General features: G+C 44.5%; 20 protein-coding genes. 12 read left to right on the top strand and 8 right to left on the bottom strand.

From position 1 onward, the window contains the following. Nucleotides 1–111 precede the first annotated feature (111 nt). The 3 genes from BLS23_RS16240 to BLS23_RS16230 form a co-directional block, all read right to left on the bottom strand. The gene (locus tag BLS23_RS16240; protein ID WP_089654097.1) at nt 112–654 is read right to left on the bottom strand and encodes an RDD family protein; all 543 of its coding nucleotides are present in this window, start codon (nt 652–654) and stop codon (nt 112–114) included. A gap of 12 nt (nt 655–666) precedes the next feature. Next, on the bottom strand, nt 667–1,665 hold the full coding sequence (gene sppA / locus BLS23_RS16235; RefSeq protein WP_089654096.1) for a signal peptide peptidase SppA: 999 nt from the start codon (nt 1,663–1,665) through the stop codon (nt 667–669). 398 nt (nt 1,666–2,063) lie between these two features. Next, entirely contained in the window at nt 2,064–2,513 is a 450-nt protein-coding gene (locus BLS23_RS16230; protein WP_089654095.1) for an ASCH domain-containing protein, read from the bottom strand. A gap of 107 nt (nt 2,514–2,620) precedes the next feature. On the opposite strand from BLS23_RS16230, the gene BLS23_RS16225 reads away from it, so the two are divergent. From BLS23_RS16225 to BLS23_RS16195, 7 genes are all read left to right on the top strand, one after another. After that, nucleotides 2,621–3,061, top strand: a complete 441-nt coding sequence (locus tag BLS23_RS16225) for a hypothetical protein (protein WP_089654094.1) — start codon at nt 2,621–2,623, stop codon at nt 3,059–3,061. Between the two features lie 236 nt (nt 3,062–3,297). Beyond that, nucleotides 3,298–4,773 (top strand): UDP-N-acetylmuramoyl-L-alanyl-D-glutamate--2,6-diaminopimelate ligase, encoded by a 1,476-nt coding sequence (locus BLS23_RS16220; protein ID WP_089654093.1) that lies wholly within the window; start codon nt 3,298–3,300, stop codon nt 4,771–4,773. Between the two features lie 173 nt (nt 4,774–4,946). Continuing rightward, nucleotides 4,947–5,489: a cysteine hydrolase family protein gene (locus BLS23_RS16215; RefSeq protein ID WP_089654092.1), complete on the top strand. Its 543-nt coding sequence runs from the start codon at nt 4,947–4,949 to the stop codon at nt 5,487–5,489. A 105-nt stretch (nt 5,490–5,594) separates the two neighbouring features. Further along, nucleotides 5,595–6,683, top strand: coding sequence for an NAD(P)H-dependent flavin oxidoreductase (locus tag BLS23_RS16210; RefSeq protein ID WP_089654091.1), 1,089 nt, complete (start codon nt 5,595–5,597; stop codon nt 6,681–6,683). 94 nt (nt 6,684–6,777) lie between these two features. Next, nucleotides 6,778–7,254, top strand: a complete 477-nt coding sequence (locus BLS23_RS16205) for a GNAT family N-acetyltransferase (RefSeq protein ID WP_089654090.1) — start codon at nt 6,778–6,780, stop codon at nt 7,252–7,254. 405 nt (nt 7,255–7,659) lie between these two features. Further along, the gene (locus BLS23_RS16200; RefSeq protein ID WP_089654089.1) at nt 7,660–7,995 is read left to right on the top strand and encodes a PadR family transcriptional regulator; all 336 of its coding nucleotides are present in this window, start codon (nt 7,660–7,662) and stop codon (nt 7,993–7,995) included. A gap of 1 nt (nt 7,996) precedes the next feature. After that, the gene (locus BLS23_RS16195) at nt 7,997–8,335 is read left to right on the top strand and encodes a DUF1048 domain-containing protein (RefSeq protein ID WP_089654088.1); all 339 of its coding nucleotides are present in this window, start codon (nt 7,997–7,999) and stop codon (nt 8,333–8,335) included. 332 nt (nt 8,336–8,667) lie between these two features. Here the strand turns inward: BLS23_RS16195 and BLS23_RS16190 are convergent, their stop codons facing one another. Then, the gene (locus BLS23_RS16190; RefSeq protein ID WP_089654087.1) at nt 8,668–8,853 is read right to left on the bottom strand and encodes a hypothetical protein; all 186 of its coding nucleotides are present in this window, start codon (nt 8,851–8,853) and stop codon (nt 8,668–8,670) included. Between the two features lie 107 nt (nt 8,854–8,960). On the opposite strand from BLS23_RS16190, the gene BLS23_RS16185 reads away from it, so the two are divergent. The 4 genes from BLS23_RS16185 to BLS23_RS16165 all read left to right on the top strand — a co-directional run bounded on the left by BLS23_RS16185 (nt 8,961) and on the right by BLS23_RS16165 (nt 13,332). Further along, nucleotides 8,961–9,446 (top strand): DinB family protein, encoded by a 486-nt coding sequence (locus BLS23_RS16185; RefSeq protein ID WP_089654086.1) that lies wholly within the window; start codon nt 8,961–8,963, stop codon nt 9,444–9,446. Between the two features lie 178 nt (nt 9,447–9,624). Continuing rightward, entirely contained in the window at nt 9,625–10,035 is a 411-nt protein-coding gene (locus BLS23_RS16175) for an RDD family protein (protein WP_089654084.1), read from the top strand. Between the two features lie 789 nt (nt 10,036–10,824). Then, on the top strand, nt 10,825–12,147 hold the full coding sequence (locus BLS23_RS16170) for a cytochrome P450 (RefSeq protein ID WP_089654083.1): 1,323 nt from the start codon (nt 10,825–10,827) through the stop codon (nt 12,145–12,147). Nucleotides 12,148–12,225: 78 nt separating this feature from the next. Further along, entirely contained in the window at nt 12,226–13,332 is a 1,107-nt protein-coding gene (locus BLS23_RS16165; RefSeq protein WP_089654082.1) for an NAD(P)/FAD-dependent oxidoreductase, read from the top strand. Nucleotides 13,333–13,442: 110 nt separating this feature from the next. On the opposite strand, the gene BLS23_RS16160 is transcribed toward BLS23_RS16165, so the two are convergent. From BLS23_RS16160 to BLS23_RS16150, 3 genes are all read right to left on the bottom strand, one after another. Beyond that, nucleotides 13,443–14,891, bottom strand: coding sequence for a DHA2 family efflux MFS transporter permease subunit (locus BLS23_RS16160; protein WP_089654081.1), 1,449 nt, complete (start codon nt 14,889–14,891; stop codon nt 13,443–13,445). Nucleotides 14,892–15,236: 345 nt separating this feature from the next. Beyond that, the gene (locus BLS23_RS16155; protein WP_089654080.1) at nt 15,237–16,553 is read right to left on the bottom strand and encodes a UDP-glucose dehydrogenase family protein; all 1,317 of its coding nucleotides are present in this window, start codon (nt 16,551–16,553) and stop codon (nt 15,237–15,239) included. Between the two features lie 18 nt (nt 16,554–16,571). Further along, complete coding sequence (locus BLS23_RS16150; RefSeq protein ID WP_089654079.1) at nt 16,572–17,714, bottom strand: glycosyltransferase family 4 protein; 1,143 nt, start codon at nt 17,712–17,714, stop codon at nt 16,572–16,574. Nucleotides 17,715–18,318: 604 nt separating this feature from the next. On the opposite strand from BLS23_RS16150, the gene BLS23_RS16145 reads away from it, so the two are divergent. After that, nucleotides 18,319–18,852: a DinB family protein gene (locus BLS23_RS16145; protein ID WP_089654078.1), complete on the top strand. Its 534-nt coding sequence runs from the start codon at nt 18,319–18,321 to the stop codon at nt 18,850–18,852. Nucleotides 18,853–19,122: 270 nt separating this feature from the next. Here the strand turns inward: BLS23_RS16145 and BLS23_RS16140 are convergent, their stop codons facing one another. Next, nucleotides 19,123–20,904: a M3 family oligoendopeptidase gene (locus BLS23_RS16140; RefSeq protein ID WP_089654077.1), complete on the bottom strand. Its 1,782-nt coding sequence runs from the start codon at nt 20,902–20,904 to the stop codon at nt 19,123–19,125. Between the last annotated feature and the right edge of the window lie 367 nt (nt 20,905–21,271).

Here is a 21,271-nt window from a genome sequence, read left to right as displayed (position 1 = left end):
TGAATGCACTTCGTCGTGAAAAAGGGGAAAAGAACGGTACGGGCAAACAAGACCCATATCGTTAAGGACGATAAAAACGCCTGCTTCCAATTAGAAGCAGGCGTTCCTTTTTTATACCGTGTGCGGCCGTTCTTCAATCGTATCGTTCAGCTTTCTGAACTTATTTTTGATGACGGATGTATCTGCAAAAAGATCATGGATCCCCTGATGGCGTTTTGTGAACGCAATAACCAGATAAGGAATTCCAAGGATCGCCATGCTGATGTAACGGCCGATGCATTCACGAAATATGATTTGCCCGTTCGACAAGGCTTCTCCTTTGAATGAAACGACTGACAAACCTAAGATCATTTTTCCTAGCGTAGCCCGGAAAAACTTCGTCATCAAAATGAAGTAAGCGAAAAAGATGATCGATGTCGTAATGTTTGCGGCACTGAACATGGGTACCCAAAGCTCTGCGTCTTCCAGGTTCACAAGCCGCAGCAACGGACGGGTCACAATGGTATTGACGCTCCAAATGACGATCAAGTCGATGATGTAGGCAAGGAATCTTGAACCGAATCCAGCGTACAGCAGTTTTTGGAGGTCGTTTTTCTGATGATGGATCAACGATGATAGATGCCCATCGTTTTCGTTATGATTGGTGTAATCCATATCGTTCCCTCCTTAATCTGTGTACATATACATCATGCGTGGTCCTTGACGCTGGCTGATCAATTCTTCGATGTAGCGGATTTCACTATTCGGCATCAAACTTTCAGCGAGCGGCAGGTTGAAGAAAGATCCCATTGTATTTTTGTATTGGAACACTTGTGGGTCCCCGCCGATTTCTTTTTTCAGTGCTTTCAATGTGTCTTCACGGAATCCGATGTCATCGACCAGTCCGTTTTCCACCGCTTGTTTCCCTGAGTAGATCCGGCCGTCTGCCAATTCTTTCACACGGCTTTCCGGCATATCCCGACCCTCAACGATGACATCGACGAACTGCTGGTAAGATTCATCGACAAGTGTTTGAAGAATCTCTCTATCCGCTTCGGTCATTTCCTTCGTCGGGCTCATGATATCTTTGAACTCTCCACTTTTGATGGTATTGAACTTCACACCATATTCATTGGCCAGTTCCTGATAATTGATGCTTTCCATAATGACACCAAGAGAACCTGTGAATGTATCATTACTTGCGAAAATACGGTCAGCAGGCGCAGAAACATAATACCCGCCGGAAGCGGCCATGTTCCCCATGGAAACGTATATCGTCTTTCCAGCTTCTTTTACTTCAAGCAGTTTGTCATGGATTTCGGCACTTTCATAGACGCCGCCACCTGGTGAATTGACATAAAGGTGGACCCCTTTGATGGAGGCATCTTCTTTGATCGCCTCTAATTTTTTCATAAAGCGGTCATGCTGATATCCGCCGCCCCCAAAAGGATTCGGGTTCGTGCCTGGGTTGTCGATGATGGCTCCTTCCAGGTTCAACTCAACAATCCGTTTGCTTCCTGAACCTCGTTCGACGACTTTTTCTTCTAATTTCTCATTGCTTGCGAAAAGGCCCATTGTCTCATTCTCCGCTTCTTCACCAGTGAAGACCGTTCCGATCAGCTGGACGACAAGAGCGAGAATCAAAATCGTGGCTGCAATGATACTTGCCGTTATTCTTTTGCTCATATGTAAACTCCTTTCCATCTGTTGTTCAGAATTCAACCATACCATAAGGAGATGTCCGAATGATATGAAATGAACCTTCCAGTATTTCTGAACACCTCTTCTACGATTGAAGGTTTGTAAGGTTTCATATTTGGTTGTATTTTTTATTATGCCTCCATTTATTTTTTGGGGAAACAATCCTTGTCCATAAAAGTTTAGAGTTGAAAGTCTAAGCTTAGTTGCTTAAAGGAACGGGTAGAGAAGGGGAGGAGGGATTGGATTTTGAGTCGAAATAAATTGAGAGTCATCATCATTACGATCATTATTGTATTTTTAGTCGGACTTGTTGGATTATCCATCCGCATGGCGCTCCAGCCGGAGGTATTGGATGAAAAAAGGACGGAAGCCATTTCCGTCCTTCAATCCGGGTTCACGTGCACAAGTTGGAACCTCTCACAAACGAGCTCCATATCTTCGCTGTATTCATAACCGATTTCTTCCGATTCCTTTTTAAAAAACTTTTTATGAACCTCTAACCAATGTTTATAGGAAAGGTCTCCTTCTCCTTCCGCTCTGGCAAACGCTTCGGTTACCTCGTTAAATGGAACCACTTCCACTTCTGTCGTTCTGATGATCGCTGCAGGTTCATCTTCTCCATTTAAAATGATGTTATATTCTCCGACTTCAGGGAGCGCTTCTTTTTCCACCTCATAAGCTTGACGTGCTGAGCATGTGGCTGTCTTGACACCGTCCATCACCAGTCTTGCCATGCGATCAGGGGCAGTTCCGAATGACCATGCTTTGACGTTCTCAGGTTTTTCTTTTCCTTTCCAATAGGAATCCCAGTACTCTTTTGCCTGTTCGTTCATGTGTGAACACTCCTTTTCCAAACTTTGGTGGAATTATCATTTACTTTCATTATGGGATGTTATAATGAATTCCATGCACTTTTTCCATTTTCAAAAGGGGGAGTTCCATGTATCATGCCAGACCGCCGCGTTGGGTCATACCCTTATTTGCCCCCATTTTCATATCGGACCTACGTGAACAGGAGATTACCATACTTACGGTTTTATCTTTTGCAGTAATACTTCTTATCTTTGGTATTTCTTATCAGTTAAAGGCGGATCAAGTAATCGTATACCATTTATGTTTTTTTCATTTTAGAGTTTGGGGGAAAAGGTTAAACCCCGAGGATATACATAAGATTGTCTTCAAGGATGCTGGCTGGGGGACACCTGCTGGATCCATCAAAAAGAAGAGAGGCTTCCCTATTCGTGTGGTGAACTTTGACTCGGTGGAAGTCTTAGCTGACCTTGAAGATTTTGCCGAGCGTTACCACATCAGAATAGAAGAAAGGAAATATTACAGAACGGTTTATGACAAGAAAAAGAGTAAAGAAAAGCAAGGCGCCTAATAATGAATAAGGAGGAGAATGTTCAAAGGGCTCTTATACTTTTTTCCTTCAGACTGAACAGGCGGTGGGGCTTGTTTTGACCTTGAAGCTCTCCGGATAGTATAAAGCTGATTTCCAAATTATTGACGGTTATATTAAGATTCATTTACATCTCTTCGACAATCCGCCTACGCCGGTGTATTTTCCATTAAAATAGGGCATGCAACACGTAACATACATCAAAGGAGATACCGACGATGAACGTTGAACAGATCATGCAACTACTCAATCAAAAAACGAATAAGAATATAGATCCCCATTCGCTCATCACCGGTGTCACAGACGACTCGCGGAGCGTTGAGGAAGGTTATGTCTTCGTAGCCGTCAGAGGCTATCAAGTCGACGGTCATGACTTTATTGAAGAAGCAATCGAAAAAGGGGCGTCTGTCGTCGTCACAGAAGAAAAGGTGGAGCACGACGGAGCGGTTTGTCTGCAAACGGAAAACTGCAGGAAAGCGCTTGGGCAGATCGCGACGGCTTTTTACGGAAACCCTTCTGACGATAAAATCGTGATCGGTGTGACAGGGACGAACGGGAAAACGACGACATCCCATATGATTAAACACCTATGTGAAAAGAACGGTTATTCCTGCGGGATGTTCGGAACCATCGATTATATGGTGAATGACAAAGTCGTTCCCGGCATTCAAACGACACCGAGCGCCCCCTTGCTGCAAAAGCTCCTCTTTGAAAGCAAGGATGATGTCGTCGTGATGGAGGTCTCCTCCCATGGACTGGCTCAGTACCGTCTTGAGGGAGTAAAGTTCGACTATGCGGTATTTACCAATTTATATAAAGACCATTTGGATTACCATGACTCAATGGAATCTTATTTTGAAGCGAAATCGAAGTTATTCCATATGTTGAAACCTGGAGGGAAGTCTGTCATCAACACGGATGATCCCTGGGGTGAAAAACTGGCACAGCTTTTGGAGGGGGAAGGTTCTTCTGTTTGTAAGGTCGGCCACCATCTGGAAAATGAAATCATTCTGAAGGATATCGATACCGATGATTTCGCAGCCTGCATTCATTACGGCGAAGAAGATAGGAAAGTAACTTCCCCGCTAAAAGGTACTCACAACGTCTACAACACATTGGAGGCATTTGCTGTTGGTCTTCAGCTCGGGTTCTCATTTTCTGACATGGAAAAGGCGATGACTTCCTTACCTGGCATCCGCGGACGTTTCGAAATCTTTGAATTTGAAAATGGCCCGATCGTCGTCATTGATTATGCCCATACGGCAGACAGCATTGAACATGTGCTGGATACGGCAAGACAACAAGGAGCCGCGTCACTGACGCATGTCTTCGGTTTTCGTGGGGACAGGGACGTATCAAAAAGAGGGGAAATGATTGGTGCTTCCGCTATAAGAGCAGACGATTATATCCTCACGCTTGATGACTTGAATACGGCTACGTTTGATGAAATGGTATCCACTCTGGAAGACCTGCAGAAAGAGTACGGTGACTCGTCGGGCAGGATCATCCCGGACCGGACGCTCGCGATTGAAGAGGCGATTGTGAACAGTGGAGCGGGAGATTGGGTTGTCATCACTGGTAAAGGCCATGAAAGTTACCAGCAGCATTATCATTATCCTGTGAATTCGGACAAGGAAATGGTAGAAGATATGAAACGGAAGTTGAAGTCAGTGAAAAAAGATATCATGGCATGAACCTGCTTTTTAAAGCAGGTTTTTTTCTTTGAAAATCATAGCCATTGATAACCATTATAACAATTTCCGGATGAATAACTGGAACTATCTCCCATTACTCTTACATCCTATGGAGGAACTCTGAACTCTTTTAGAGAAAAGTAATTAGAGACAACGAAAAAGGATGTGAGCGAATGGGGAAAGAAGTTCTAATCGTCATTGATGTGCAAAACGCCGTCATGGAAAACGCGTATCAGTGTGAAGAGAAAATTACCAATATGAATCGAGCGATCCATCGGGCGAGAGAAAAGCAGATTCCAGTGATCTACGTTCAACATGAATACCCGGAGGGTCCGATGAAACGGGGAGCAGAGGGGTGGCAGCTGCACCCGGATTTGGAGAAGCCGTTGGAACAAGATGCCGTCATTTTCAAAACGGTTCCTAACGCATTTGTGCATACATCCCTAAAGAAGACACTTGATAAAGTTGAAGCGTTTCATCTCTTTATATGTGGGGCGCAGACGGATTATTGTGTTGACTCTACTTCCCGAGGCGCTTTTGATCATGGTTACCGTGTTACATTGATATCAGATGCCCATACCACATGTTCCAATGAGCATTTGACAGCTGAGCAGATTATCGAGCATACACAACATACGTTAACGAACTTTTGGAGTGAAACGACAACGATTGATTTGAAGTCTTCCCATGAGCTCGGATGGGAGAAAGTGAAGTAAACATAAAAAGGTCACCGTTTTCGACGCTGACCTTTTTTGAGTAGTTAGATGATCAGCGTAAAAGTGATTGAAGTTTCGTCTTTAATCTTGAAAGGAGTTGAACCCATGTGGAAGGAAAACACAGTCATTGATCGGTTGAACATCGATTATCCAATCATTCAGGCCGGCATGGCAGGGGGAGTGACGACGTCTGAGCTCGTCTCAGCGGTTTCAAATGCGGGAGGCTTAGGGAATCTGGGGGCAGGTTATATGACTCCTGAAGCTATGGTACATACGATCAAGGATATCAAGCGGTTCACAAGTCGAACGTTTGGTGTGAACGTTTTTGTACCTCAATACCCTCAAGCGACAGAGGAAGAAACAGCCGGGGCGAATAAGTGGTTGGAACCATACCGCGCCGAGCTAGGGATCGAACAAGAACCGACGCCGAATCAGGATCTTTCTCTTTTTGAAAAACAAATCGAAGTACTGATGACAGAACAAGTTCCTGTCGTCAGTTTCACATTCGGGGTACCGCCGCTTGAAGTGATTAAGGACTTGAAAAAAGAGGGGCGTGTTGTAATCGGAACGGCTACCACGGTGGAAGAAGCCATCATCAACGAAGAACATGGAATGGACATGGTTGTCGCACAAGGAAGTGAAGCGGGAGGTCACAGAGGGACTTTTTCCGGAGCTTTTGATCAAGCCATGATCGGAACGATGTCGCTTGTGCCTCAGGTGGTCGATTACGTGAAGATACCTGTCATTGCGGCCGGTGGAATCATGGATGGCCGTGGGGTTAGGGCTGCCCTCGCCCTGGGAGCACAAGGCGCCCAGCTGGGAACGGCTTTTGTCACTTGCCAGGAGAGTGGTGCGAAAGCTCAACATAAAGATGCGATTTTGAATACTAAGGAAACGGAAACCGTTGTCACTTCTGTTTTCAGCGGTAAGCCAGCAAGAGGTGTTCGGAATTCGTTTATCGAAGAAATGGAGAAAGGGGACGGCCGTCACCTTTTAGCTTATCCCCTACAAAATATGTTGACGAAAGAGATTCGTAAAGAAGCGGCCAGACAGAATCGACCCGAGTATATGTCGCTTTGGTCTGGGCAGAGCCCCAGGCTGAGCACCAGCCAATCCGCTTCCTCTATTGTGGAGTCGATCGTTTCCTATGTAGAAAGGAAAAACGAGGAATCCTTGTATAAGAAAAGGCGTTGAATATTGAAAAGAGTTGAATAGAGATTTAAGAGAGCATAACAGTGTAAGAGTGAGATGTAGTGATAATCATTAAAATTTTTAGGGGTAGAATCATATGAATATAGCTATTCGAAATGCTGAACGTAACGACTACGAGTCATTGCTGCCTTTATTTAGGCAGGTTCATAATTTCCACGTTTCTGTAAGACCGGATTTGTACATAGACAATTCAAATCCAGTCGAGCAGGAATTCTTTGAACGCCAATTAGATGATGGTAAACAACATATTTTTGTGGCTACCATAAGCGGAAATATAGTAGGAGTCATAGTGACGAAGGAAGAAGAAACAATGGAAAATTTTTTTGTCAAAGCGCGGAATGTATTATTAATAAACAGCTTATCCGTTGATGAAACACACAGGAAGAAAGGTAACGGAAAAAAACTAACTGAACATGTTTTTGATTTTGGACGGGGGCTTAAAGTAGATAGTATCGAACTGGGAGTATCTGAGCAAAATACATCCGCCATTGAATTTTATAGGTCAATCGGTATGACAACAAAGAGTAGAAAAATGGAGATGATATTTAACTAACAGCAACTCGAATGGAATAGGAATAAGACGATCAAACCAATCTTCAAAACAGTTTCGTTACATAGCGAAACTGTTTTTTTATGTGTAAATTAATTTTTACTAAAGCTCGTATAAACTATTCTTTTCATCACTAGGAAAAGAATAGGAAGTTTGGTCCGCAACTTTCTGCTTTGAGACCCTCTTGTAGTTATCGTCATCTGCATAAAACAAATGTAAATTCGTGTGAACAAATGGGATATTAACACTTGTACCCCTTTGACAGAGGCTTTTGACGAAACGTTTTATCTTGACATCCCTGCTAATAAGTAATACTATATAGTGGTAATAAGTATTACTTAGTATTGGTGCTTCAAAGTTTTATAAAACGGACTACTCCAAAGTACAAAGGACAAACGGAGGATGAAAATGAGTAATTTCAGAGAAATGATGAAAGGGGTGCTTGAGGGTTGTGTGCTTGAGATCATCAGTCGCGGCGAAACCTATGGCTATGAAATCACACAACAGCTACGAGAACTCGGCTTCACTGATGTGGTTGAAGGCACCGTTTATACGATTACCATGCGGCTTGAGAAAAACAATCTCGTAGATATTGAGAAAAAGCCATCCACTATGGGACCCCCGAGAAAATTTTACACACTTAACGAAGCGGGGAAAGAGCATCTTCAAACCTTTTGGGTAAAATGGGAATTCGTCTCAAGTAAAATTAACGAACTAAAAAACAAAAATGTAAAGGAGAGTTAATATGAACATTTATGAAAAAATTATAGGAAGTCTGGATGATAAGCGGGAGTGGAGAGCGATGGAAGAGCGAGCGAAGGCGCTTCCAAGTGAGTACCATAACGCTTATAAAGCTATCCAAAAGTATATGTGGACCACTGGTGGTCCCACTGACTGGAAAGATACAAAACGTGTCTTTGACGGCATTCTTGACCTATTCGAACAGGGGGCTGCAGAAAACAGGAAAGTCACTGATCTTACTGGTGATGATGTGGCCGCTTTTTGTGACGACTTGTTAGCGGATGAGAAAACTTGGAAAGACAAGTATCGCATGAAGTTAAACGATACGGTTGGGCGTGGCTAACGGCGAAGTTATAATTGGGGTGTCTAGAAATGGCACTAACCTTAAAACCCGTCTTTGCTCTGTCCTTGTCATAATACCCGTTGGGTAGCGTTAGGAAATGTATATAGCATAAACATTACTTACTGAAGTGCGGGTTATGAATGAAAAGGCAACCTTCAGTTTTATTTTTACTCTGGTAGTAAGTTATACCCCATATCAGTAATACAAAGTAGGAGAAGGTCAGGATTTATTAAACTTCACAAGGCTCTCCACCGTTTCAAGAAGTGACGAACCCAGGCTGTTATCAATCCAGCAAAACGATCTGAAGTCATCGACATTAAAAAACGGGAGAATTAATTCTCCCGTTTTTTCCACTTCCAACCATTCGTGATGACCCCGACCAAACCGGATATGGTAAGTATGTAAGCTACAAAAAGTGGGACGTCCTGAAGTTCTGCGGTAAATAATCGGAATAAACCGACCATGAGTATTAGAAAACTGCCGATCAATGCGATCCCTATTTTCATCTCTTGATTCATAGGAATTCCTCCCTTTCTTTCCATACTAGATTAACATACATACTTGTTTTGGTTCATGCTATAGTAAAGGTGATTGATTTTTCTGAATATATTGAGGTGGTGGAAAAATGAAAGAAGAAAGCTTATTTCAACAGATGCGTTTTGTCAGGAAAAGAAGCCTTGCAGCGCTCGATGCGACGACAGAAGAGGTAGCGGATGCGAAGCCGGAAGGGTTTTTGAATAACATCCGTTGGAATTTCGGTCATATCTTCGTTTCCCAGGAAAACTTATTGGCAAGGTTTTCAGGGGAAGATGCCCATATGCCAGAAGGATATATCCAACTATTCAATGGAGGTACTTCACCAGACGAATGGCCGGAAGAGGTCCCGCGTTTGTCCGATCTTAGAAAAGAACTGGAGTCTCAAACTGAGCGTTTGATTCAAACGTACCAAGGACGCTTATCCGAAGAAGGGGAAAAGCCCTTTGACCTTGGGGGGGGAATCGTTTTTCGAACGTTGGATGAAGTTTTGAATTTCACGATCTGGCATGAAGGTCTCCATCAAGGCACCATATCTGCCATGAAAAGGACCCAAGGTGTCGAAAACCTATTCTGATGGTACATAAGGCGCTTGAAAATATAACTCGGACAGGCAATGGTGTCGTGCTGGGTGTATTCGTCGTTTCGCTGCTCTCAGAGCAAAAATTTGACTTGTCCTTTGTATTCTATTTTCTCATAGGCTACTTTGTCATAGAAATCATCAGAATTCTTCCTGATGGGAAGGAGGTGGATTAATGGAAAGAGCTGGATTTTGGAGTCGGTTGTTCGCCTTGATCTTGGATGGGCTCATCATTACCGTTCCTATGAATCTCTTATGGTCTTGGTATCAGGGAGATTGGAGCACTGATGTAACGGACGGATGGTTATGGCAGGTCATTTACGTGAGTTATTTAACAGTACTTCCCGTGATATGGAGCGGGTATGTCGTAGGGAAAAGAATACTTACAATCAAAATCAGGAAAGAAGGAGATCAGCCTGTAGGTCTATTCCAGATGTTTATTAGAGAAGTCATCGGTAAATTTCTCCTCGGAGTGATTACATTCGGAATCGCTTCTGTGGTGAGTGCTTTTATGATCGCTTTTAGAAAAGACAAACGAGCCATTCACGACCTGCTTGCTCAAACCTATGTCAAAAACATCCCCTGAAAAGTCGATGGAACCTCCCATCGACTTTTCCTATCCTACCACGACCTCTTATAAAAAAGCTCCCGATCCTGGAAGACTCCGTTTCGAGATGTTTGTGGAAGTTTAGGGGCTCCGGGAAACAGTTCGCTTTCCATGGGGCGGGCGCTGATCCTCCTCAGGCTACGCCTTCCGGGGTCTCAGCTTTCCCGCACACCTTTTAGTTATCCGGTTCCGGCGCCTAGCGGCTAGTGAGACTTCCCTCGCTTCTGTACGATAAGTCAACATCGAATCACTCCGTTCTTCGTGTTTCCTTTATCTCCGCCAGCTCAGTCCAGTCCATACGCCGCTGACCGAGGCCCTCCACACTTAAAATAGGAGTATCACCGTTTCCCTCCGCCCCTTGACCATAAGAGCATCTCGAAACCACTTCCTGAATAAGCAGCTTTCTTACGTAATGGAAGTTGATGGATACAACTTTCAAAATAGACGGTCATTTGCATTCTGACGCTTGTCAACTAGAAAGCGGCTGTTGTGGAAGACGCACCCTCCATGTAGGTGGGTCGTTCTCCATATACATCGAATGGGGTGGTTGGGAAGCTGCGAGACTCCCGCGGGAATGGATTGGCTGGAGAGACCCCGCAGTGCGAAGCACGAGGAGGCTCTCCGTCATCCCCGCAGGAAAGCGAGTTGCTTCCCAACCACCCCTGACGCTCAATACAGCAACGACCCCAGGCTATCTGTTTTCTAAAGGAATGAATAAAATCAGGTGCACTCTAGTACGCTCTAATAGAAGGTTGAAGGGGGTACGTTATGCATAAATGGAAGAGTCGTTCACCGCTTGGTCAGTTGCCGGCATTCAAAAAGGATCCACTCGCATTTCTTATGGAAATGGAAGAGACACAGAAGCCTGTGGCAAGGTTCAGATTTGCTCATAGACCGGTGTTCATGTTGATGCATCCGGCTCTGATTCAAGAAGTACTCGTAAGAAAAGCGGACTCTTTTTACAAATCGAAGCCTTTTCAGGAGTTAGAACCACTTTTAGGTAAAGGGCTTTTATTAAGTGAAGGGCCATTTCATAAACAGCAGCGACGAAAAATCCAGCCTTTCTTTACTCCGAAGCATATCCAGCGCTATTGTGACACGATGGGGAGAGTCGTTACGGACCATACCTCTCTCTGGAAGGACGGAGACCGACTGATTTCCGAAGATATCAGAGGGCTTACGCTCCAGATCATCACAGAGACGATGTTCGGTACAGAGGTGAGAGCGGACCATGATCAAGTGGGACAGCAGTTGGATACCGCAATGGAAATCGCCACAGAAAGGATCCGTAGTGTTTTTAAATCGCCTCGTTCATGGAAGACGGTTCGTAACAAGTTGTTCGATGATGCGGTCGATAAGTTGGACGAGGTGGTTTATTCCATTATCCAACAGCCTCAGGTCTCCGGGGAGCACCTTCTCAGCGTCATGAAGGACGCTGAAGATGCAAATGGGAAGAAAATGGATGCCAGGCAGCTCCGCGATGAAGTGATGACCGTATTTCTGGCCGGACATGAAACAACAGCTTCCGCATTGCTATGGACGCTCCACTTACTCATGGAGCACCCCGATTGTTATCAGAAAGTGGAAAGTGAAATCGAACAAAATCTTTCAAGTGATACGCCTTCCGAGGAAGAAACGGGGAACCTTTTGTATACGAAAAAAGTGATTCTCGAAAGTATGCGCTTGTACCCTCCGGCATGGATGTTTGGCAGGCGTGCCAAAGAAGATGTGAACATTGGATCCACGTTCATTAAAAAAGGGGCGACCGTTATGATCAGTCCTTACGTGATGCACCGGCACCGGAGGTATATCGATTATCCGGAGGAATTCCTGCCAGAACGCTTTGAGGATGGACGTCTTCTTGGTGGCCCTGATTATCTATACCTGCCATTCGGTGGCGGGCCCCGCGTATGCATCGGGCAGCACTTCGCCATGCTTGAGATGCTTGTCATCCTCTCGTCACTCATTCAATCGTTCAATTTTGCCCCTTCAACTGACGCTTTTCCTGTTAAGACCGAGCCATTAGTGACGCTCAGAATGAAACATGGCCTGAAGCTTCATCTGTCAAAAAAGGGAACAGGGATCAGGTAAGTCGTTATTTTCTGTACCCTGTCTTTTTGTTCATGTACAATAACAACAGATGAAATGACAGGGATAGAAGGTGTTACTTTGAAAACAATCATTATTGGAGCAGGAATATTAGGGGCGTCGACGGCGTACCATCTCGCGAAAAAAGGGGAAGAAGTGATCGTCATCGACCGGAATGATCCGGAACAGGCGACGCGGAATGCAGCAGGTATCGTATGCCCGTGGCTTACAAACCGAAGCAATAAAGTGTGGTACCCTCTCGTCACAGGTGGGGCGAAATATTACCCTGCATTGATGGAGGAGCTTGCAGAGGCTGGCGAAACACAAACCGGCTATAAGCAGGTAGGAGCCATCAATATATTCGATACGGAAGAAAAATTGGAAAAGAAACGAAAGGTTGCGCTCGAAAGGAAAGAGAAGGCCCCGGAAATGGGGGAGATTTCCTGCCTTTCCCCAGAAGAAACGAAAGAGATGTTTCCGCTTGTAGCAGAACACTACCGAGCCCTTCACATTTCAGGAGGAGCTCGAGTGAACGGAGCAGAAGTGACATCCTCATTACTAAGAGCAGCCAAGAAAAGTGGAGCAGCTTTTATAAACGGAGATGCTGCATTTCTTTATGAGAACAAGCGTGTCGAAGGCGTTTATATTCATGGAGAAAAGATTTATTCTGACCGGATTGTTGTTGCTAACGGGGCATGGACGAAACCGTTGTTCGATCCGATTGGGATGAGTCCCAATGTGACCTTTGAAAAAGCGCAGATCGTTCATGTGGATATGGAAAACTACGACACGGAGAATTGGCCAGTGATGCTTCCACCGTTCAACCACTATATTCTCACTTTCGGGAAAGGGCGGATCGTCATTGGCGCGACGAAAGAAAAGACGCCTGACTCCAGAGTCACCGCAGGTTCTGTCCATCAGTTGATGGATAAAGCTCTTCGTGTAGCTCCTGGACTTGCAGATGCTACTTATGTCAAAACAAATGTCGGATTCCGGCCTTTCACTCCAGGTTCAACGCCGGTCATCGGAAAGGTTCCCGGTCATGAAAACATAGTGGTGGCCAATGGTTTAGGAGCTTCCGGTCTGACAAGCGGCCCTTATATTGGATCTGAGCTTTCAAAGTATTTGTTAGAGGAAGATACCGAACTCGATTTTACCAACTATACAGCAGATCATTTATTCGGATAAACACAAAAAGGTTCCCTCATCGAATGAGGGAACCTTTTTTGTTTAGTTCTGCTTTTTTAAGAGAAGTTCTTCCCTATTAAAGAAAGTGCTCTAATAGAGACTACTGCTTATTAGTGGTTTGCTGCTTTTTGATTTTCCCTCTTTGCTTCAGGTTCATTTACTTGCTCTTCATCAGGAGGATAGGTCCGTTTGACGAAGAAAGCGAGAACCAACCCGGCAAGGGACAAAGCCGTGACGATGAAGAATGCGATATTCACTCCGTAAATCGAAGGGTGATCGATCGACGGATTGCTTTCGGCGGATTGAGCGGTTGTCGTCATCACTGTGACAAGGATCGCTGTACCCACTGATGCCGCTACCATCCGCATCGTGTTGCTCATCGCAGCCCCGTGTGGAATAAGTTTCTTAGGCAATTGGTTCAATCCCGCCGTCGTCACAGGCATCATGACCATCGATAACCCGAACATCCGGATCGCGTACAAGACAGTGATTGCTGTGAATGTTGTTTCGATATTCAAGAATGAAAAGGCGAGCGAGGCCCCTGTAATAATCGTGAGTCCGACAACGGCAAGCAGACGTGCGCCTATTTTATCAAAAATACGGCCGGTGATCGGTGACATGAATGCTGTGATGACCGCTCCCGGAAGCAAGGCGAGTCCGGATTCGAAGGCAGAAAAATCACGCATGTCCTGCATGTATAAAGGAATCAAGGTTTCTGCACCGATCAACCCTAAGAAAGTAATCATCGCGATGACGGTCGTGATCGCAAAGACCGGGTACTTGAAGACACGGAACTCAAGCATCGGGTGGTGCATCCGTAACTGTCTTCGAATGAACAACGTCAACGTGACGGCACCGATGATCAAAACGGTTACCGTGTCGATGCTCGTCCATCCCTGGTTTCCAGCTAGTGTGAAACCGTATAAAAGTCCTCCGAAACCTATGGATGAAAGGATGATGGAAATCGGATCGACTTTAGGATAGGATAGTTCGGTTACATTTTTCAGGATGAAGTAGGCGAGAACAATAATTAAAATGGCCAAAGGTAAAATCATCCAGAATAGATATCTCCACGTGTAGGCGGATGTAATGTAACCGCTGAGTGCCGGTCCTATCGCAGGTGCGAATGAAATGACAAGTCCGATGTAACCCATTGCCGCCCCGCGTTTATGGACAGGAAAAATCATAAGAAAAACCGTCTGCATCAAAGGAAGCATTACACCTGCTCCAGCAGACTGAACGACCCTGCCTAAAAGAAGAAGGGGGAAATTCAGTGCCAGTCCACCAAGAATCGTTCCGAATGCAAATACACTCATAGCAGATATGAAAAGCTGTCTCGTTGTAAATCGCTCAATAAGAAAAGCACTGACAGGGATCATCACACCGTTCACGAGCATGAAAACGGTAGTCAGCCACTGGGCTGAGTTCGCTGTCACATTCATCTCATCCATAATGGGAGGAATGGCTGTAATCATAAGCGTCTGATTTAATATCGTTATAAAGGAACCAGCCAGTAAAAGGGCTGCCATCAGCACTTTGTTGGGGCCTTTGGATGTCATAATGTCGTCCTCCTATGAATCAACTAATATAACATTATACTCCTCGCTATGATGAGAGGACAACTCATCCAACTCAGTTTACTGGTTTAATATTATGTAAACTAAATGGTTGCTTTTCTACGTGACATCTCAGGGAAAACAATCGTGGATAAGGGAAGGAGAGAATAGGCTTATCCAGTATCATCTTCGAGGCAATCTAATAAGGAGAACCTCAATGGAAGAACACATCCATTGAGGTTCTCCTCATTTTTTAAGATGCTTGCAGAAGTCATCTTGAACAAGTCAAATCTTATTGCTGAAATAAACAAGCATGAAAGAGAGTAGAAAGAGCGACCTCATAAGAGCTTAATGCTTGTGTGTCTTTTTATTTTCCCGGAGCCCCTCATACGCTTGCCGCCCTACAGAATGGTACTCGATGTTTCTACCTTCAAAGTCCTCTGGTGCATAACAGTTGCGGCCATCAAATAGCACAGCTCTCTTCATGGTAGTTTCATATACGTCTAAAGATAAGTCACAAATCGAAGACCACTCGGTGCAGATCATCGCAAAGTCGGCACCTGTTAAGACCTCATGGATTGAATCACTGACAGGACAGAAGGGGATGCTTTTGACGACAGGGTCATAAGCGGTTGGATTGGCCTCGAGTTGTTGGAGACGTTGGATCAGCGAAACGGCCGGAGATTCACGGATATCATCGGTATTCGGTTTAAAAGCAAGTCCAAGGACCGCCACGTTCTTCCCTTTCAAGCTTCCATAGCGTTTTAAGGCTTTTTCAATCAAAAGGTTCTTTTGTCTTTCATTTACATCCATGACCGTAGACAGGAGATTGAAGGGATGAGCGGTTTCCTTTGCGACCTGGACCAGTGCTTTCGTGTCTTTTGGAAAACATGATCCGCCAAATCCGATTCCTGCACGCAGGAATTGTTCCCCTATGCGGCTGTCCATTCCCATTCCTTGTGCTACTTGCTCTATATCACCGCCTAACTTTTCACAAATGGAAGATATTTCATTGATGAAACTGATTTTCGTCGCTAAAAAAGCATTGGATGCATATTTGATCATTTCCGCACTTAAAGGGTCTGTAAGCAATCGGGGAGTTTTGAGTTTGCTGTAGATTTCTTCAAGGAATTGTCCTGCTTTTGAGTCTGTAGAGCCGATGACAATGCGGTCTCCATAAAAGAAATCATTAAGAGCAGATCCTTCTCTAAGAAACTCTGGATTGGATACGACATGGAATGTTCGTTCAGAACGGGCCTGCATCCATGAACGTACTTTTTGATTGGTTCCAGGTGGGACCGTACTTTTGATGATGATCAGTGTTCCATCGTTGATATAGAGGGAGAGGTTTTCGATGGCATTCTTTACATAAGAAAGATCAGCCGACCCGTCTTTGTTCTCCGGTGTTCCGACGGCGATGAAAATGGCTTCTGCCCCTTGAACGGCTTCTTCCAGGACCGTCGTGAATTGCAGACGATTTTCAAGGAGATTGGATTGCATTAAAGGGGAGAGACCGGGCTCATGGAGAGGACAATGTCCATCTTGTAAGGAGGATATTCTTTTTTCATCAATATCCACGCAAGTGACTTTATGACCGAGACTCGCAAGGCACGTTCCAGTGACCAATCCGACATAACCTGTACCGATGACAGCGATTTTTTTCATACTCATCTTCTCCTGTCCCTAAGCGAAAGAGGCGAGCTTCACTTCGCCGATCGCATCTTTGTAATCTCTGATCAGTTGTTCGAATATTTCTTCCCATGATCTATCGAGCGCCTCTTGCCGCGCCTGTTTCCTCATCGATGCCAGTTTTTCTGGATCAGAAAGAAGACCTAAGATTCCTTGAGTGAAAGAGAGAGGATTGTAAGGTGTACATAACAAGCCTGTCTTTCCATGGCTCACAATTTCTTTTACGCCACCTGCGTTTGCCGCGACTACAGGTGTTCCTGAGGATAGGGATTCAAGAACGACGTTCCCAAACGTTTCCGTGGCTGAAGGAAAAATGAATAACGTAGAAGATGCGTAAATGCGGGCAAGGCTTTCTCCATCCTGATAGCCCGCGAACGTCATGTTCTGTGGGGCCACCGATCGAAGATGATTCTTTAAGGGGCCGTCTCCTACGATGAGCCAGTGAATGTTTTTATTCATATGATGGGGGAGGGTTTTGGCCACATTCATGAGGGTATCCAATCCCTTTTCCGGCGCAAGACGTCCGACATAGGTTAATAGAATAGGCGCGTCGATTTCAAACTGATTTCTCACGCTGCCATCATTGTGATCGGGAGAAAAGAGTTGATGGTCCACACCCCTCTGCCATAGTCCGATATTATGAAGGCCGTGAAGCTCTAATTCTCTTTTCGTATGAAGGGAAGGGACAAGGGTTTTTTTGAAGGACTGATGAAACCATTGCATATATTTCCAGACAAAAGGGGAGAGGAAAGATAATTTATAATAGTCTAAATATTGATCGAAATGCGTATGATAAGAACCCACGAGTGGAATGTCCATCTTCTTACCGAAATGCAGTCCCGCAAGTCCGATGTTGAAAGGAGTGGCGATATGGATCAGGTCGGGCCGGAAAACTTCAAGGTCTCTTTTGATTTTGATTAGATTAGGAAGGGCAAGACGGCATTCTGGGTATAGCCAGAATGGGACGCTGTTAAATCTGTGGATATGATCGATATACTCCTCCTTACTTCTCATGTCTGGAGCATACACCCTGTAAGGGATGCGTTTCTTTTCAAGATATCCGGTCCACCGTTGTAATGTACGAGCGACTCCATTGACTTGTGGTACATACGTATCTGTGAAAATCGCCACTTTCATGTTCCATTCCCCCTTTAACCGAAAAACGTTGCTCCCTGTCCTTCGGTACTTATCTATTCGCTGGAAAAAGGGTTTATGCAGGAGAGGGTAGAATGGAACACAACTTTACATGAGATTGACAAAAGAAGAGAACGACAAAAAACCTGCCTATGCAGGTTTTGTCAGAAGGTTATAGAGGCTGCTTTCGGGTTGTGATGGAAAGTATGGCGATGGAATGAAGAGAGTTTTGTGGAAGGCTGTGTATATTTACGCTGATTTTTTTGTAAGAGAGTGTTGGCTTACGGCTTTTAATAGGGTCATCTTGTCTTGGTTTGTCAACTTGTTCCAAATGCCCACTTTAATGTTCATTTTTTGTTTCCTCCTCAGAATTTAATGGAGCTAGCAAGTTATTGACGAACAGACATCACCGCTTTGTTCATACTTAGCATATACCGTCATTTAAACAAGATTAAACAACAAAAATATCTACAATATTCGAGGGTCTCCAAGTTTTGAAGAAGGTTCAGACATAAAAGTGTCGAATATGTTTAAGGAGCCTGTAAAAAAACAAAGAATGTAGGCTCAAAACCTGAGAAAATGTAAAAAAGAAGAGGAGGAAGTTTTCATGATTTCTTATCAAGTTCAATCAGAAAAAGGTTTTTCTGAAAAGATCGGGGAACTCGTATGTATGCTTGAACATGCACGTGCGGTGACGATCCAGGAAGTAGCGGACCTCACGCAGGAAGAACTTGATGAGTGCGAAACCGATGGAAACTCCATTGGTATGCTTCTCTCCCATATGGCAGCGATTGAGTTTGTCCATCAGGTCATCAGTTTTGAAGAGAGGGATTTAACTTCAGATGAAGAGGAAGAATGGGGAGCGGCACTTGAACTGGGGAGCAGGGCCCGCGCGAAATTCCATTCTTTAACGGTGGACGACTATTTGGATCTCCTGGAGACGACGAGAGATATGACGCTTGAATACTTGAAAGAAAAGGACGATGATTGGCTGTTTGAGGAACGCTCCTGGCCGAACGGAGTGAAATACAACCCTTACTACCTCTGGTTTCATGTCATGGAAGATGAAATCAGCCATCGGGGACAAATTCGAGCGATGATCCGTTCGAAGAAACAAAAAATAGAAACTCTGAAAAAATGATTGAATGTGAAAATTAACATATTGATTAAAAGAAGCGAACCGGGGACACTTTGCACCTGGTTCGCTTCTTTACCTATGGATTCCTTTAGAGTTTAAGTTGCATACTAATGATCGTGTGCATTCTTATCGGTTGGTTTTAAGCTTTTATCGGTAGGTTTCGGGTTTTTATCAGCGACTTCCGGGCTTTTATCGGTGACTTTTGTACTTTTATCAGTGACTTTCATGATTTTATCAGTATTAGAGTATAGGTTGAGCAGCGGAACATCATTTTTACGATACATAGCTTTCTGTTCTTGTGATGTATTCTTCAATCGCATCCTTTAAGGGACGGAAAGACTCGTTCCAGAACGTCTGCTTGTTAAGGTCCTGACCAAGGAAGTCTGCACAAAGCTCATCCATCGGCAGATCCCCCGAATGACTTAAAAGGCCATCGTACTTCTCAGGGAATGACTTTGGACTTTCTTTGTATTGTGAGTAAATCCCATTACTAAACAGATATCCGATTGTGTAGGGAAGGTTATAAAAAGCTTTCTCGGTATCATAAAAATGAGGGATGCTCATCCAATTATAAGCATTCACATGTTCCAGATGATCTCCGAACCATTCCCGTTCTTTTGCTTCCATCAAATCGATGATCTCTGAAGAGGAAAGCTTTCCTTGTTTCCGTTTTTCATAAAAATCCTTTTCAAATTCAAATTTAGCTGGAATGAACGTGGTGTATTTTAGTCCGTTGATGATTTTCATTTCTAAGAGGGAAAGGGCGTCTTCTTCCGTTTCTGCCAAATCAATGGCAGCGTCCAATACAAGATTTTCCGCGAACGTGGACGCTGTTTCTGCAAGCCCTGTCCCTGCATGCTGGGCGAAGCCGGGTTGTTCATGGAGCAACGTATTGTGGTAGGCATGTCCAAGTTCATGAGCCATTGTTACAACATCCTGATACGTTCCTTGGAAGGAAAGGAGCACGCGGCTTTCTTTCGCATTCGGAAACGATGCACAAAAGGCACCATGGCGCTTGTTTTCATGTGGCTCCGCATCCACCCATCCATCATGGAAGGCTTGTTTGGCGAAGTCTCCGAGTTTCTGACTATATCGGGAGAACTGTTTGATCACAATTTCCGTTGCCTCTTCATATGTAAGTGTAGTCTTAGTAGTGAAAGAAGGTGCATATAAATCATACCAGTCCGGTTTTTGGATGCTGTCGACCTGTGCTTTCCTTATTAAGAATCGATATAAAAGGTCCTTATGCTCATGTAATGCTTTCATCATGCTGTTGACGGAGGATTCCGAAATTCTGTTCTGTTCATACATTTCTTTAAGTGGATTCGTCCAGCCTCTCAACTCATATAAATCATTCCGGAAACCGGAGAAATGGTTAAAGATAAGGGCAAACCTTTCCTGATTCTGTTTGCAAACCTCAATGATGGACGATGCAATGGAAGCCCTGACAGAACGATCCTTGGATAACATCGCTTTCATGAACGCCATATCGAACGACAGTTCTTTTCGCTCACCATTTTCCTCCACAGGTACTCGAAGGCGGGCAAATTCCTGCTCATAAAGATCTTCCCATCCTTCAAAACCATTCATGGACAATGTGTGGATGGCCTGTTCCAATTCAGGGGCTAACCGATCTTTCACCTGTTTTCTCCGTTCCATTAAAGAAGTGCGGATCTCAGCCAGTTCCTCTGCTTGAATCCATTGATGCCAGGAAGATTCATCAATCGCTGCGATATAGTGGTTGAATGTCAGCAGCAGGGTTTCCATTTTTGCTTTTAACCGTTGACTTTGATCCATAACGTAGTGGCCACTCTCATCATGAACATCCTGTGAGGATAGGCAGATTGCATATTCATCGATGGCAAAAACATCGGAGTAAAGTTCTTGTACTCCTTCTACAATGAAAAGAAAATCTCTAAAGTTTTCAGGAGTTTTAGAGTTCTTTATCTGCTCTTGAAGTGTTCCTATTTGTTCATTTTTAGAGAGCAGTGCATGTTCAAGCCCGTCAGGAAAGAGACGCTCCAAATCCCATTTTTTCATCACCGTGTTCTTCACATGATTCCTCCTAAGGTTTTGATAGTATTAGTGTAATAGACTTTGGAAAAATCTTCATCATCCTCAAGGCGGACTCCTGCTCCTATTCCCGTCGCAGGATCGGATTGTCAACATTCGTTATTAATAATTATAGCAGTACTGTTGAAGACTCAGTTTCGAGATGTTATGGAGTGGATGGGGCTGCGGGGAATGAGTCGCTTTCCGCGGGAGCGCGGTGAGCCTCCTCGGGCTTCGTTCTGTGGGGTCTCACCCTGCACTTTTTTCCTCTTATGTATCCGGTTCCGGCGCCTAGCGGCTAGTGAGACTTCCCTCGCTTCTGTACGATAAGTCAACATCGAATCACTCCGTTCTTCGTGTTTCCTTTATC

Source organism: Halobacillus aidingensis, assembly GCF_900104185.1.
Lineage (GTDB): Bacteria > Bacillota > Bacilli > Bacillales > Halobacillaceae > Halobacillus > Halobacillus aidingensis.
This window is presented reverse-complemented; position numbering and strand designations above follow the sequence as displayed.

Bases quoted from the DNA above. Each gene is read 5' to 3' on its own strand.
- BLS23_RS16210 (WP_089654091.1), top strand. From the start codon at position 5,595: ATGTGGAAGGAAAACACAGTCATTGATCGGTTGAACATCGATTATCCA.
- BLS23_RS16160 (WP_089654081.1), bottom strand. From the start codon at position 14,891: ATGACATCCAAAGGCCCCAACAAAGTGCTGATGGCAGCCCTTTTACTG.
- BLS23_RS16215 (WP_089654092.1), top strand. From the start codon at position 4,947: ATGGGGAAAGAAGTTCTAATCGTCATTGATGTGCAAAACGCCGTCATG.
- BLS23_RS16145 (WP_089654078.1), top strand. From the start codon at position 18,319: ATGATTTCTTATCAAGTTCAATCAGAAAAAGGTTTTTCTGAAAAGATC.
- BLS23_RS16205 (WP_089654090.1), top strand. From the start codon at position 6,778: ATGAATATAGCTATTCGAAATGCTGAACGTAACGACTACGAGTCATTG.
- BLS23_RS16200 (WP_089654089.1), top strand. From the start codon at position 7,660: ATGAGTAATTTCAGAGAAATGATGAAAGGGGTGCTTGAGGGTTGTGTG.
- BLS23_RS16225 (WP_089654094.1), top strand. From the start codon at position 2,621: ATGTATCATGCCAGACCGCCGCGTTGGGTCATACCCTTATTTGCCCCC.
- BLS23_RS16155 (WP_089654080.1), bottom strand. From the start codon at position 16,553: ATGAAAAAAATCGCTGTCATCGGTACAGGTTATGTCGGATTGGTCACT.
- BLS23_RS16240 (WP_089654097.1), bottom strand. From the start codon at position 654: ATGGATTACACCAATCATAACGAAAACGATGGGCATCTATCATCGTTG.
- sppA (WP_089654096.1), bottom strand. From the start codon at position 1,665: ATGAGCAAAAGAATAACGGCAAGTATCATTGCAGCCACGATTTTGATT.
- BLS23_RS16185 (WP_089654086.1), top strand. From the start codon at position 8,961: ATGAAAGAAGAAAGCTTATTTCAACAGATGCGTTTTGTCAGGAAAAGA.
- BLS23_RS16170 (WP_089654083.1), top strand. From the start codon at position 10,825: ATGCATAAATGGAAGAGTCGTTCACCGCTTGGTCAGTTGCCGGCATTC.
- BLS23_RS16220 (WP_089654093.1), top strand. From the start codon at position 3,298: ATGAACGTTGAACAGATCATGCAACTACTCAATCAAAAAACGAATAAG.
- BLS23_RS16230 (WP_089654095.1), bottom strand. From the start codon at position 2,513: ATGAACGAACAGGCAAAAGAGTACTGGGATTCCTATTGGAAAGGAAAA.
- BLS23_RS16150 (WP_089654079.1), bottom strand. From the start codon at position 17,714: ATGAAAGTGGCGATTTTCACAGATACGTATGTACCACAAGTCAATGGA.
- BLS23_RS16175 (WP_089654084.1), top strand. From the start codon at position 9,625: ATGGAAAGAGCTGGATTTTGGAGTCGGTTGTTCGCCTTGATCTTGGAT.
- BLS23_RS16195 (WP_089654088.1), top strand. From the start codon at position 7,997: ATGAACATTTATGAAAAAATTATAGGAAGTCTGGATGATAAGCGGGAG.
- BLS23_RS16190 (WP_089654087.1), bottom strand. From the start codon at position 8,853: ATGAATCAAGAGATGAAAATAGGGATCGCATTGATCGGCAGTTTTCTA.